Source organism: Cyclonatronum proteinivorum, from assembly GCF_003353065.1.
In the GTDB taxonomy this organism is placed as follows: Bacteria; Bacteroidota; Rhodothermia; order Balneolales; family Cyclonatronaceae; genus Cyclonatronum; species Cyclonatronum proteinivorum.
On sequence record NZ_CP027806.1, the window covers coordinates 2,237,742 to 2,250,243 of the forward strand.

The following is a 12,502-nucleotide window of genomic DNA, read 5'->3' on the forward strand; positions in this document are numbered from 1 at the left end:
AAAAAGCAGATCATATTTATAATTCTGTCCGAAGCCAGCTTTTTTCAAGCAGCAATACAGTGAAGAGTAACAGCACACCGGGCAGCAAAAAAAGGGCGTAGCGGTCACGTACATCAATGTAGAAGTCTTCTTCAAAAGAAGAGGTTTCCAGCTGATCGATTTCAGCATAAATATCTTCAAGTTCCCGGTTATCACGAGCCCTGAAATAGCGTCCGCCCGTCATTTCGGCCATCGTGATAAGCAGCGGCTCATCTATTTCTATCGGGATGTTAATATACCTCCGTACGAGTACCGGATCGGCTACCGGGTAGGGGGCTGAGCCTTCCCCGCTTGCGCCAATGGTGTACATGCGCATGCCGAGGGAGCGTACGATTTTTGCGGAGGTGAGCGGGTCTAATTCGCCTGCGTTATTCTCTCCATCCGTGAGCAGTACGATAACACGGCTTGCGGCCTCGCTGTCGCGCAGGCGGTTGGCCGCGGTCGCAACGCCCATGCCTATAGCGGTTCCGTCGCGAACAATGCCAATATCAAGCAGGTCAAGCTGCGTTTGTACGAGCCGGTGATCTAAGGTAGGGGGGACAAGCGTGATGCTTTCCCGGGCAAAAACGACAACGCCAATGCGGTCGTTGGAACGCTGACGGACAAAGTTTTGCGCAACTTCTTTTACCGCTAAAAAACGGTTAGGCCGGATATCTTCAGCAAGCATGGAAGAGGATATATCAATCACCAGAACAATATCAATGCCCTCGGTTGTGCGGTCTATGCGTACATTTTCCTGCTGCGGCCGTGCCAGGGAGATGATAATGAGGGCAACTGCAAGTACCTTCAGTATGCGTACGGCAATTAAGGCTTTGCTTCGCAGACCGGGGTTGATTTCACCAAAATGATCTGTGCGGGTAAAAACAAAGGCTGGTTTTCTCTTCCGCCATTTCCAGAAAAACTCGGTTCCGAGCCAGACCGGTATCAGAAGGAGGGCAAACAGCCATTCAGGGTTTAGCCAAATCATGCGGGCACCGCCTCCTTCGTTACTGATTCATTAGTACGATAGCGGCGCAGGTGTTCAAGTTCCATTTGCTGAATAAGACCGGCATTCATCTTTCGAAGCTGCGTACAAGCCTCACGAAGGGTAGCCAAATCCTGAGCAGTATCGCTTTTTTCCGGAATAAAACCCGCAAACTTAACCATGTCCGAAGTCATCAGCAGCCCGCTTATGGTATCGTAGTGGGTTTGCATAACTTTCCGGTGCTTGAGGCTTTGCAGTACTTCTGTACTTGTTTGTTCCAAAGCGGGGAAGGCGTACACGCGTTCGTAATATTCACGAATTATATAGCTGAGCCTGAGGTAAAGGGTTTCAGCATCCATACTTTCATCCTTAAATCCGGCTTCAAGTTCATTTATACCTTTTTCAAGTCGTTTAAGCGGGCTGTCAAAAGGGGGGGCTTCTTCCCTGACCGGCTCAGGTGGCGGTGGTGGTTTTTTGAAGTACCGCTGGTACAAATGCCATGCCGAGAACGCAGCAAGCATGGCAAGCAGAAAAGCAATGATAAGACCCTGAATGCCGTACGGAAATTCAAAGAGGGGTTTCATAGGCCTCAGGTTATCCTGCGGCGCAAGTACAGTCTGAAACTCAAAGCTGACGGAGGGTACAGCATAACGGAGGGTATCGCTGTTTCGGACGGCCTGAATGTGCAATTCGCTAAGATTAGTTTCCGCTGCGCCAAAAAACTGAAGGTCGTAAGTAGCTCTGCGCCCGCGTCTGCTTAGTTCTTTGTTGCGGATGAAAAACTGATTCCCGAATAATGTGCTGTCGGGGTAGATCACACTGTCGTAGCGCCGTGCCTCATCAAAATCAATCTGAAGCTCAAATATTTCACCGGGCCGGAGCGTATCCGCAGATGTCTGTACACCAATCTGCCGGGCGACAGCCATGTCGCTCATAAGCAGAACAATAGTCAGAGCGAGCCAGGTAAATATCTTTGAATGTATGGAAGCGGTGTAATCCATTAAAAATCAGAAGCGCCGGTGTCTTTGCTGAAACAGTGAGGAAAGTCGCTCAATATACGACTCATTCGTGTTAAGCATGGTATAATCAATGTGCATTCGGCTCAGACGATCCCTCAGCTGCTGACGCTCACGGGCCCGGCGTTTTTCAAAGGCATGGCGCAGGTTTCTGTCGGAGGTATCAACCATTACATAGCGGTTGGTTTCTGAATCGAGAAAAGGTATCAGCCCTGCGTCGGGTAGTTCGGTTTCATGGTGATCATCCACACAGAGACAAATCAGGTCATGCCGCCGGTTCAGAACTTTGAGAGAAGTCTCATATCCGGTATCCTGCATGTCGCTGATGAGTGTGATGATTGACCTTCGCGGGATGATACGGCTCACATAATCGAGCGCCCGTTTTACAGATGTGCCCGGATTTTTGGGCTGTGTGGTGTACAACTCGCGGATAATGCGTAACACGTGTAAACGGCCTTTGCGGGGCGGAATGAATTTCTCAACGTCACCGGCAAACAGCAGCAGTCCGACTTTATCATTGTTTTTGATGGCGCTGAAAGCAAGCACGGCCGCGAGCTCGGTTGCAAGATCAAGCTTACGCTGTGACTGACTTCCGAAAAGTCCGGATGAAGAAATATCGGCACAAATCATCAGCGTTTGTTCGCGCTCTTCTTCAAAAATTTTGACATAGGGCTCATCAGCACGGGCCGTCACATTCCAGTCAATCAGCCTGATATCATCTCCGAACTGATAGGGACGAACCTCCGAAAACGTCATTCCACGACCTTTAAACGCTGAGTGATATTCTCCCCCAAATAAATTATTAACAAGGCCTTTCGTTTTGATTTCCAGAAAGCGCACCTTTTTCAGAATATCAGCTGAGGCAGAAGCCATGAATCAGGAAAATTTGATGGTTGATGGGGTATAAAAATAATTTCTTCTTGCAGACTTTCAATGAATACGGTGCCCGTAGGGATGGTGTAAGCTCAATTTTAACCTTCATGGTAAGACGAAGAACGAGCGCTATCCGAATAACTCAAACAGAAAAATCATGTTGTACAATTTCACAATAAATAATCTGCCAAAATAGGAAACTGAAGCTATTGATGTGGTATCGTTTACAAATTTAAAAAGAAACTTTAAGGGCGCAGGAACTGCAGGATGGGCATCAGCGTAACACATTTTTTGGGTCATAAAGCAATGGAATCCCGCGCAGACCTTCTGCGAAAATCGGCTGAACTTCCATATCTTTGGGCAGCTGTTATTTCGAATTGCTGCGCAATTCAGATCACACACAAGAAACGCTTGCATGTGGTCTATTTCAAATTATTTACTATCACCCACAGTCTTCGGGCTGTGAATCACATTAAAACGATACCCACAGGATTCAGCCATGCTAATTGGTGTACCTAAAGAAATAAAAACCCACGAAAACCGCGTAGCCCTTTTGCCATCAGGCGTAACCGAACTGCTCAGACACGGCCATCAGGTAATGGTTCAGAAAGACGCGGGTCTTGGCAGCGGTTTCCCAGACGATTTGTACAAAAAGGCCGGCGCAACTATTATTGATTCGGCAGACGATATTTGGGAAAAAGCTGAAATGATCATGAAGGTGAAAGAACCCATCGAACAGGAATACCACCTCATGCGCGACGGGCAGATCATTTTCACCTACTTCCACTTTGCGGCAAGTCAGGAGCTCACCGAAGCCGTTAAACTCTCCGGTGCGATCGCGATTGCCTATGAAACAGTAGAAAAGCTTGACGGCTCACTGCCGCTGCTCATCCCGATGAGTGAAGTTGCAGGTCGCATGGCTACACAGGAAGGCGCCAAATATCTCGAGCGTCCCATGGGCGGTAGGGGCGTGCTTCTGGGCGGTATCCCCGGTGTGCGCCCCGGCAATGTGATGGTGCTCGGCGGCGGCATCGTAGGCGTAAACGCAGCCCGCATGGCAGCCGGACTCGGTGCAAATGTCACCATTTACGATATCAGCCTGCCCAAACTGCGCTACCTCGATGAAGTGCTTCCCGCGAACATCACCACCATGTTCTCCTCCACAGCCAACATCCGCAACGATATCGCGAACGCGGATTTGGTTATCGGGGCCGTCCTCATCCCCGGTGCAAAAGCGCCCAAGCTTGTCACCCGCGATATGCTCTCCCTCATGAAACCCGGCGCCGTACTCGTAGATGTCGCCATCGATCAGGGCGGTTGCTTTGAAACTTCCAAAGCCACCACGCACGAGCACCCGACCTATGTAGTTGATAATGTTGTACATTACTGCGTAGCCAACATGCCTGGCGCTGTGCCGTACACCTCCACCATCGGCCTTACCAACGTGACCCTTCCTTATGCGGTGCAAATCGCCAACAAGGGCTGGGTTAAAGCCATACGCGAAAACCGCGAGCTCGAATTCGGCCTCAACATCGCCAACGGCAAAATTGTGTACCGCGATGTAGCGGAAGCCTTCGATCTCGAATGGACGCCCCTCACCAAATTTTTGTCTTCCCTCAACTGAGTTAAGGCAACTCCCGCTCCAAAAAAAAGACAATCTCAAATCCGGGATTGTCTTTTTTTATGCGACGACTTTTTTGCCAAACTTCTCAACCTGCGACCAACCGTCTTGCCGGTCAAGGCTTTATTTTTTTGGGTAAACTCAGAGAGCATCAGGGGTTTCGTGGCATATTAGAGTCCCCAAAACGAAGATAAGGGCGTTGCTTTTTTTCAGGATGGGGCAGGGCAGAAGGCAGACTTCGGACCGCAGACCGCAGACCGCAGACCGCGGGCGACTGCCCTATACAGGCAACATCCCGCGCGATCCCCAAAGAACATCTGCCATTCCTGCGCAGCTGTACCTGAATTCAGGGTCAGACCATGGCGCTCACATCATCTACAAGTTGCTGCGCGCGCTCGGGGCTGTCTGCCTCAGAATAAATGCGCAGCACGGGTTCCGTGCCGGAAGCTCTCACAAGAAGCCAGCTGCCGTCAGCGAGCCAGTGCTTTATACCATCGGTATGTTCCACTTTTGTAACCGCCTTACCACTGATTTCCTTCAGCTCTTCAGCTTTACAAAGCGCAATCATCCTGTTCTTACGCTCTTCGGTTGTATGCAAATCATTGCGGCGGCAGTAGTGCGGGCCGAATTCTTCGAAAAGTTCATCAACAAGCGCACTAAGCGATTTTCCGCGACGCGCGCACATTTCTGCGACAAGCAAACCGATATAGATTCCGTCACGCTCAGCAAGGTGTCCCTTAACCGCAATACCTCCGGATTCTTCCCCGCAAACCAGCACATCGCCCTCCAGGATTTTTTCAGTAATGTACTTGAATCCAATAGGCGTTGTGTGGATGGGAAGTCCGTATTTTTCGGCCTGTTTGCGCATCATATCGGTCGTTGAAAAAGTCTTTACGAGCTCCCCTTTCATACCTTTGGTGTCGGCCATGTACTTGGCCAGAAGCGACAATATCTGATGAGAATCCACATAGTTGCCGTTTTCATCGAACATAGCAACCCGGTCTGCGTCGCCGTCATTGGCGATACCGAGCATGCAGCCCTCTGAGACGATAATTTCGGGCAGTTCGGTCAGATTTTTCTCGATGGGTTCAGGCGGGACACCGTTGAAACCGGGATTGTTTTCACAGTTAAGCTCAACGGCAAGCTCACCCAGCAACTCACCGATCAGTCCGGCTCCGGAACCGTACATCGCGTCATGCGCAATGCGTTGCCCGGTTTCCCGAATACGCTGCAGGTCGATCCGCTCCCGAATGATATCGAGATAGCGGGCATTGAGATCCAACAGCTCAATTTTGCCTTCTTCCGTGAAGTCTTCAAAGGAAGGGATCTGAGAATAGTCATAGGTTTCCGGAATCCGTATTTCAACCTCTGAAATCTGCGCAGGCGACGCTGATCCCCCGAAGGGAGCCTTAATTTTAAATCCGTTGTATGCCGGCGGATTATGACTCGCGGTAATCACAATGCCAACGGCGTCGAATTGCTGCGCTCCGAGACTGACCGCAGGCGTAGGACAAATGCTGTCGGCAAATCGCACGGCAATACCTTCGTGCGCCAAAATACGGGCTGCGAGCTTTGCAAAGGCTTCACTCTGAAACCTTGCGTCATACCCGACGACAACGCCGTTTTTGCTTACTTCGCTGTCTTTAATCCATGCAGCTGTTGCCGCTGCAACCCGCGCTACATTGGTAAAGGTGTACTGATCGCCAATAACGGCACGCCATCCGTCTGTTCCGAATTTTATAATTGACATAATGTATGGTATTGAATGAGTAAATAAATCTGAATCTAACAGTCGCCCTTCGGGCAAAATAAGTGCGGTTTCCGAAACTATCCCTGGTTTACATACAACAAGTTTTGGGGCGTCGGAATGGTTTTAAAATAGGTACTTAAGTATCGTTAATCACCTGAATATTTTTAAATATGACAAGACTTTTTGATGACAAGGCTTCATTGGTGTACCCCTTCATAAGATTATCGTAAATGCCTGACCGGTGTACTTGATTTGCTGTATCAAGTCTATCTGCGGTTTTGCTGAAAGGCAATATGTTCTGAAGTTTGTCTCACACTGAAAAAATCATGAATGAATCTCAAAAAAAAGAGTCTCAACGCCCTTATAACAGCTCCCGGTAAATGGCAAGCAATCTTTCTTTTTCGGTCTGCCAGTTCAGCGTTTCCGAAGCTTTTTGAAGCCCATGCTGAAACTGATTTGGTGCTGCACCAATTTCATGGAGTGCTTCTGAAATTTCAGCCGCTTCAAAGCGGTCAGCCGAAATAATTTTACCCGTGCCGTAACTTTCAACAATATTCCTGATTTCAGGAAGGCCGGTAGCAACGACCGGCAGTCCGTAATGAATATACTCGGTGAGCTTGTTAGGAAGCGAATAGAAGTGACTCAGGCCTACAGGTTCGGTCAAAAGAAAAGCTGCATGACAATGCCGGCTGATTTTCCCGATATGATCCCGGCTGACCATGCCGGTAAAGCGAACGCGGTCACCTATCCCGAGTTCTGCCGCCAGGGATTCCATGGCGGGCTTTTGGGCACCGTCTCCGCAAATCACGAAGCCCCAGTCGGTTGTTTGGGCAATGGCTTCAAGCATGGCCGGAATTCCGCGCCCATGCTGAACGACGCCCTGATAGAGCGCAATATGTTTTGTTTGGGGAAGGTGCAGGCTTTCCCGTGTAGTGGGCTCGGTGTCCTTAAACCGCAGCCGGTCAGTGAAATTTCGGACCACATCCGGTTTTGCGCGCAGCTGATACCGCTGTTGGAGAACGTCTGCAATGCCGTCTGATACGGTTATGATACGGTCAGCCTTCCGGATGTAGCGACGCTCGATTTGTTTCCAAACCCAGCGTGTAAAAGGGCGACCCTGGAGGGAATGCACTTCGGTATGCAGCTCATGACTATCATAGATGAGCATTTTGTTTCTTCGCTTCGCAAAGGCGGCAACTGCCATAAGCCCGTCAAGATCATGCGCGTGATACAGCGCAGCGGGTTGAAGCTGATTCAGCCTGGATTTGACCGCCCGAATAAAGGCAAGATAACGCGCTTTACCAGATTGCTGAAGTAGCGGGATACGGTGAATGACTGCCCCGTCCAGGCTTTGATCTGAAGCCTCGCTGATTTGTGGTGCGGCAGCTATGACTTCGAGCGCGATGCCGGTATCGGTCAGGGCTTTTGCTTCCCGTCTTACCCTGTGATCGTGCACATAATCACTGTGTACCGCCATTATGACCCGTTTGGGCGTGTGCATGCGGGCAGCTCTACAAGTTGAAGCTGTAGTTCAGGCCGATGGAATGTACCATCCCAAAACCGGTTTCAAACGGGATAAAACTGTAGTAAAACTTTACGGGATGCACATTCACGGAAGCCCCGAAAGACCAGTTCCGGGCCGTTTCACCGGTGCGGTAGCCCGCGCGTACGCCTACCAGGTCGTACAGTTCAGCCTGCAGGCCAAAAGCAAGAAAATTGCCGGATTCTATGGCACGGTCATCATCGCCGGCGTCCCGGATAAACTCCTCCTGCAAGGGCACAACAAAGTCAGCGCTCAGATTTATGACTACCGGCACCTCTGCCCCGGAGACGGTCGAGATCTGAACGGCATTCACATCAAAACCAGTTCGCCAGCGCGCAGGCACGGTGGTCCGCTCATTTTGCAGCTCTCCCATTCGTCCGGCATTGGTAATTGCTGAAGCTATGCGTAAGCGCTGATCCAGAAATTCTCCGGTTATTCCGCCTGAAAAGGCATAGCCGGATGCGTTTTGCTGAAACAACTGTTCGTACAGGTAGGAAACAGAGCCTCCGACAGAAAGAAAGGATACCGAGCGGGCATAGGCCGCGGTCAGGGCCAGATACTGCACGGAAAAACTGCCGGTTGAAGGACCTGGTGTCTGACGTGCCTCGAAGTCATCAATCAAAGATGAAAGCACCCCTAACCCAAACACATCCCGCTCCCGTCGTACGGAAGCGGATGCCTGCGTAATTTGGGTGTCCGCAATCCACAGCGAGTAGGCCAGTCCGAGCGCTGATGACTCGGTCAGCATGAGATTGGCCGGGTTTGTGAAAACGCTCGCTGACCCCAGTGGTACAGCGGTGTGCGCTTCTGAAATGCCAAGGGATTGCGCATTTGGCCCGATATTTAAAAAATCAAGTCCGGTTTGTGCTTTTGCTGTCCCGGCGACGGCAAACAGGAAAGCGAGACAGAAAAGCGAAATACGTTGCAGAAATAGGTTCATAACAGCGGTTGGAAGGGTTTATCGGATGATACGCAGGCCAAATACGTGCATGAAGCTGATGCCTTCGGGTTCGCGCACAAAGGCGTAATCGATAGCTGAATTAATGCGCTGCAGGGGCAGCTTCAGACTGAAACCTCCCATGAAGCGCTGGGATTCACTCAGGGCAGACAAATCGCCCGAATCCCATCCGGCCCGAAGGTCTATGCGCTCATGAATGCCGTACTGCACCCCAAGACGCAGCATTTGAGAACCGGTTGTGATGTCGCTGAATCTGTTGCGAACAACAGGCTGACCCGTGCTCGTGTCAAGCAAGCGTTCCTGTATTTGCGCGCTTTCAGAGCGGGTTTCAAAATCAGCTGAAATAAGGAGACGATGCGCAGGAATTTCATAGGCAGCCCCGATTTTGTAGCGAACCGGGAAACTGTCGGAGCGGTTGCTCAGCGACCCGCCATACACCCCGGATGTGCTCCAGGTGTAGTTGGCGAACATATCCTGCACGCTTGCGCCAATAGTGAACTGTTCGCTAAGCTGATATAAAAAACCTACATCAAGCCCGAAACCGAGCGGATTATCAACATTCTCAAAATAACTGGCATAGTACAAATTGGCGGCAAAACCGAGACTCAGCCGGCGGCCCGGGTTGAGACCAAAGGCAATGAATGCATTAAATTCATTGGTTGAGAAGCGTGATGTTGGAACGCCAGATGTGGTGCGTCCATCGAAATCAGACACGCCTGCGTGCAGCAAGCCAATGTTGATACCGGCATTGGGCGGCAGAATAAAGGCGGTATTGATGAGATTGAGCTGCCGGTCAAAACTCATTGAAGAAGCGGAGAAATCAAACTGCGTATCCTGTACCGTAGAAGCAATTGCCGGGTTGTAATGGGCAAATACGCCCTGATGGTGTACTGCCGTCATGGCATTTCCCATACCCATGCCACGCGGACCAAAGCCCATCCGGCTGAATGCGCCCGCGAAACCTCCGTTTTGTGCCATGAGATCCGCTGAAAAAAACAACGTTATCAGGCTGAACAATACCAGGCCGCGGAATCGGATTTTCATGAAAGATGTCCGGTGTTGTGTGCTGTGATGCTTCATCAATCAAGTACCAAAATTTTTCCGGTTGTTTCTGACCCTCCGACGGAGATCACATAAAAAACGGGGCCGTTGGCAACAATGCGTCCGCTGCCATCGGTACCATCCCAGACGGCTTCGTAAGTTTGCCCTTCGGTAACAGGCACGCCGCTGTCGAGTTCGCGTATGAGATTCATGCCGAAATCAAACAGCCGGATCCGGGCATTGCCGTTTCGTTTGGCTTCAAATTTAATGCGTACCAGCTCGTGTATCCGCTTTGAAAAAGGATTAGGGTATGCATAGCTGTCGGTATCGCGGGCGTCCGGCACGAACTGATTGCCGCCGGTTAAGGGGAAATTGACGCGAGTGAGCTGCCAGCTTTCCCCGCCGTCATCGGTGGAAGCAAGTCCGTCGGTGGTGCCCACCCATAGGCGGTCGGTGGTTGTCGCCAGGCTCAGATAGTCTGCATTGGCGCGGATGAATCCGTTTGGCGTGCTGATCTGCCGTATTTGGTTCCAGCTTTGCCCGTTATCAGGACTAATAAACAGCCCGTTATTTCCTGCCGCATAAATGCGTTCACCCTCAAAGGCGAGATCATAAATCTGCTCCCCGATGAGGTACTGTGTGAAGGTTTGTCCTCTGTCGTAAGTGACAACGATGCCTTGCTGATCGGAACCTTCAGCAATCCAGTTGGTCATCCATACCCCTCCATCGAAGGTGTTTTCTTTGATGCGGATAATCCAGTTGCCGAGCAATCCGCTGCTGCTCCCGCTGCGTCTTGTTTTGTTCCAGCGAACCAAATGCGCCGGATCCGTGAGTGCGTTTTCGGAGATATTCAGGCCCCCGGCGGTTCCGGCCCAAACATATCCATCGCTGTCTATCATGACCGAAAAGCCCAGGAAGTTATTGTCGAGGCGCGGATCAAAGACAAAATTATAGGTTACTTCAGGGTTGAGCGTATTTACATCGCGGGGTGGGAGCAAGAGCCGCTCCCAGGTTTGCCCAAAATCCAGGCTTCGTCTGATGCCGGAAGCCCATCCTGCAAAAAACACCCTTTCCCCGCGAAAAGCTACATTGTAGGGCGGCGATTGCTGCGGTACAATTACAGGAACCGCTTCAAGGAACTGATCCCCGTAACGAATGCTTGTTGCGGTCTCATCATCGAGGGGAGGCGGAATGTACCCCCAGTTCAAGCCCCCGTCCGTAGAGACATGGAATCCAAGGCTTGTTTGCACGCTTGATCCGCCGCTTTGAAAGTTGAAGCCGAGTCCCGCAAAAACGGTATCAGCTGCCAGCGCGATCGAAAACAAACGACCGGGACCCGCTGCAATGGAGTCGGCTCTTTCGGGAAAAATAAAATCGAGGCTGTTGTTCACATTGAGCATCATCAGGGGTCCAACCCACAGGGAATCACCGATGGCGCCCATGTTAGACACGCTGTTCTGACTCAGGGAGTTGAAGGTCTCGGGAGGTGTGGGGCCTGTGATTTGTGCCTGAACCATTGGGAAAGAACCGAAGAGCCATGCACAAACAAGAAGTCCGAAAACGGAAAAACGTAGCTGCATTATTCTATGATGAAAGTTGAGGTGAGGGTATCACTCGAGAGACCCTGCCGGTCGAGGGCATAGGTGCGTACATCATACACTTCCGGCTGATTTTCGGGACCAATGAAAAAAGCCCGGGTAAAGATTCCGTCACCGGCTTCAAGGTCGCCGCTGTTCTCGATATCACCGTCATCCAGCATACTGAAAGGTTCACCGCCCAGAAGGTTTCCTTTTGAATCGAAGAGTTCAAGCAATACAAGTTCGATATTTTCCTGCCCTTCCGGGTGAAATACTTCGGTTTCGAACCTGAAGGAAACCGTACCCTCCGTCGGGATATTTACAAGGGGCGGGTGTTCAAAGCCAAGGATTTCAGGCGGCTGTGTGGTGAAACCGGTTTGCGTAAAATTTCGCTGAAGGGTGTTGGACAGAACCCCTGAATCTGTCTGATCAAAAACATAGACCGTGAGGGCAAAACTACTGTTGGTCGTAGTGCTGAAAGAGAAGCTTGCAGTTAGCGAAACGTCCTGATTCAGGTTGAGAGAACCTTCACGAAAGGTACCCGGGAAACCCTGCCGGACGACGGTGAAAACCGGGTTCTCGGGCAGCTGCCCATCACGCAGCTGCACATTTATATCTACCGTAACCGTTGTATCCCGAATACCCTGCGCTGGATCAAACTGTAAGCCTTCCGGAATCAGGGTGAGACTTCTGAAGGGCTCCGGACTCACCTCGTAGGGTGCCGCGCCGGGCGGGGTCTCACAGCCGGAAATGGTGCTGATAAGAAGCACGATACCCAGAAAAAGTGGTATCAGAAATGGTGTTGGCAGGTTTCTCGGAAAAAAGTAGCGGAGCTTTTGCCCTTCAGGCTGAAGCATAAAGGCGGATTATTTTGCTTAAAAGTTGAGCTGTAAGGTATTAAAAAAGCGGCTTAGTTCTGTAGGGTATCTTCGCTTGCGTTTTCCGCATGATGAACAGCCTTGATTGGAACCTAAGGTAGGCAGCTTTGTTCCGTAATTGTCGGGAAAAGTCCAATAAAAAAAAAGCCCGGTTCGCGCTAACTAACCGGGCTTTGATGGAGATAATCTATCTCGAGGTCATATACCAATAGTTAGACGTGATATAACCCCAAGAGTTTCAA

10 protein-coding genes are annotated in these 12,502 nt (G+C 50.7%); 1 reads left to right on the top strand and 9 read right to left on the bottom strand.

Annotated features, from left to right (window positions below; all coding sequences use genetic code 11):
• Window positions 1-16: 16 nt before the first annotated feature.
• The 3 genes from CYPRO_RS08645 to CYPRO_RS08655 all read right to left on the bottom strand — a co-directional run bounded on the left by CYPRO_RS08645 (window position 17) and on the right by CYPRO_RS08655 (window position 2,892).
• Window positions 17-1,006: a vWA domain-containing protein gene (locus CYPRO_RS08645; protein WP_114984236.1), complete on the bottom strand. Its 990-nt coding sequence runs from the start codon at window positions 1,004-1,006 to the stop codon at window positions 17-19.
• A complete protein-coding gene (locus CYPRO_RS08650; RefSeq protein WP_124245576.1) occupies window positions 1,003-1,938 on the bottom strand; it encodes a hypothetical protein in 936 nt (311 codons plus the stop codon). The genes CYPRO_RS08645 and CYPRO_RS08650 overlap by 4 nt, the downstream gene beginning before the upstream one ends.
• Window positions 1,939-2,010: 72 nt before the next feature.
• Complete coding sequence (locus CYPRO_RS08655) at window positions 2,011-2,892, bottom strand: DUF58 domain-containing protein (protein ID WP_114984238.1); 882 nt, start codon at window positions 2,890-2,892, stop codon at window positions 2,011-2,013.
• Between the two features lie 499 nt (window positions 2,893-3,391).
• Here CYPRO_RS08655 and ald point away from each other — a divergent pair, with 499 nt between their 5' ends.
• Window positions 3,392-4,516 carry an alanine dehydrogenase gene (gene ald / locus CYPRO_RS08660; RefSeq protein ID WP_114984239.1) on the top strand — a complete coding sequence of 375 codons (1,125 nt, stop codon included), beginning with the start codon at window positions 3,392-3,394 and terminating at the stop codon, window positions 4,514-4,516.
• 349 nt (window positions 4,517-4,865) lie between these two features.
• Here ald and CYPRO_RS08665 read toward each other — a convergent pair whose 3' ends face one another.
• From CYPRO_RS08665 to CYPRO_RS08690, 6 genes are all read right to left on the bottom strand, one after another.
• Window positions 4,866-6,263, bottom strand: coding sequence for a phosphoglucomutase/phosphomannomutase family protein (locus CYPRO_RS08665; protein WP_114984240.1), 1,398 nt, complete (start codon window positions 6,261-6,263; stop codon window positions 4,866-4,868).
• Window positions 6,264-6,624: 361 nt separating this feature from the next.
• Window positions 6,625-7,764 (bottom strand): glycosyltransferase family 4 protein, encoded by a 1,140-nt coding sequence (locus CYPRO_RS08670; RefSeq protein WP_114984241.1) that lies wholly within the window; start codon window positions 7,762-7,764, stop codon window positions 6,625-6,627.
• 10 nt (window positions 7,765-7,774) lie between these two features.
• A complete protein-coding gene (locus tag CYPRO_RS08675; RefSeq protein ID WP_114984242.1) occupies window positions 7,775-8,746 on the bottom strand; it encodes a PorV/PorQ family protein in 972 nt (323 codons plus the stop codon).
• An 18-nt stretch (window positions 8,747-8,764) separates the two neighbouring features.
• A complete protein-coding gene (locus tag CYPRO_RS08680) occupies window positions 8,765-9,808 on the bottom strand; it encodes an OmpP1/FadL family transporter (RefSeq protein WP_124245577.1) in 1,044 nt (347 codons plus the stop codon).
• Between the two features lie 35 nt (window positions 9,809-9,843).
• A complete protein-coding gene (locus CYPRO_RS08685) occupies window positions 9,844-11,385 on the bottom strand; it encodes a hypothetical protein (protein WP_240644713.1) in 1,542 nt (513 codons plus the stop codon).
• The gene (locus CYPRO_RS08690) at window positions 11,385-12,239 is read right to left on the bottom strand and encodes a hypothetical protein (protein WP_114984244.1); all 855 of its coding nucleotides are present in this window, start codon (window positions 12,237-12,239) and stop codon (window positions 11,385-11,387) included. Before CYPRO_RS08690 ends, CYPRO_RS08685 begins: the two co-directional genes overlap by 1 nt.
• Window positions 12,240-12,502 lie beyond the last annotated feature (263 nt).

What these genes read in the sequence shown, in the direction of transcription:
- CYPRO_RS08645 (WP_114984236.1), bottom strand. Translation starts at nt 1,006, where the DNA reads ATGATTTGGCTAAACCCTGAATGGCTGTTTGCCCTCCTTCTGATACCG.
- CYPRO_RS08650 (WP_124245576.1), bottom strand. Translation starts at nt 1,938, where the DNA reads ATGAGCGACATGGCTGTCGCCCGGCAGATTGGTGTACAGACATCTGCG.
- CYPRO_RS08655 (WP_114984238.1), bottom strand. Translation starts at nt 2,892, where the DNA reads ATGGCTTCTGCCTCAGCTGATATTCTGAAAAAGGTGCGCTTTCTGGAA.
- ald (WP_114984239.1), top strand. Translation starts at nt 3,392, where the DNA reads ATGCTAATTGGTGTACCTAAAGAAATAAAAACCCACGAAAACCGCGTA.
- CYPRO_RS08665 (WP_114984240.1), bottom strand. Translation starts at nt 6,263, where the DNA reads ATGTCAATTATAAAATTCGGAACAGACGGATGGCGTGCCGTTATTGGC.
- CYPRO_RS08670 (WP_114984241.1), bottom strand. Translation starts at nt 7,764, where the DNA reads ATGCACACGCCCAAACGGGTCATAATGGCGGTACACAGTGATTATGTG.
- CYPRO_RS08675 (WP_114984242.1), bottom strand. Translation starts at nt 8,746, where the DNA reads ATGAACCTATTTCTGCAACGTATTTCGCTTTTCTGTCTCGCTTTCCTG.
- CYPRO_RS08680 (WP_124245577.1), bottom strand. Translation starts at nt 9,808, where the DNA reads ATGAAAATCCGATTCCGCGGCCTGGTATTGTTCAGCCTGATAACGTTG.
- CYPRO_RS08685 (WP_240644713.1), bottom strand. Translation starts at nt 11,385, where the DNA reads ATGCAGCTACGTTTTTCCGTTTTCGGACTTCTTGTTTGTGCATGGCTC.
- CYPRO_RS08690 (WP_114984244.1), bottom strand. Translation starts at nt 12,239, where the DNA reads ATGCTTCAGCCTGAAGGGCAAAAGCTCCGCTACTTTTTTCCGAGAAAC.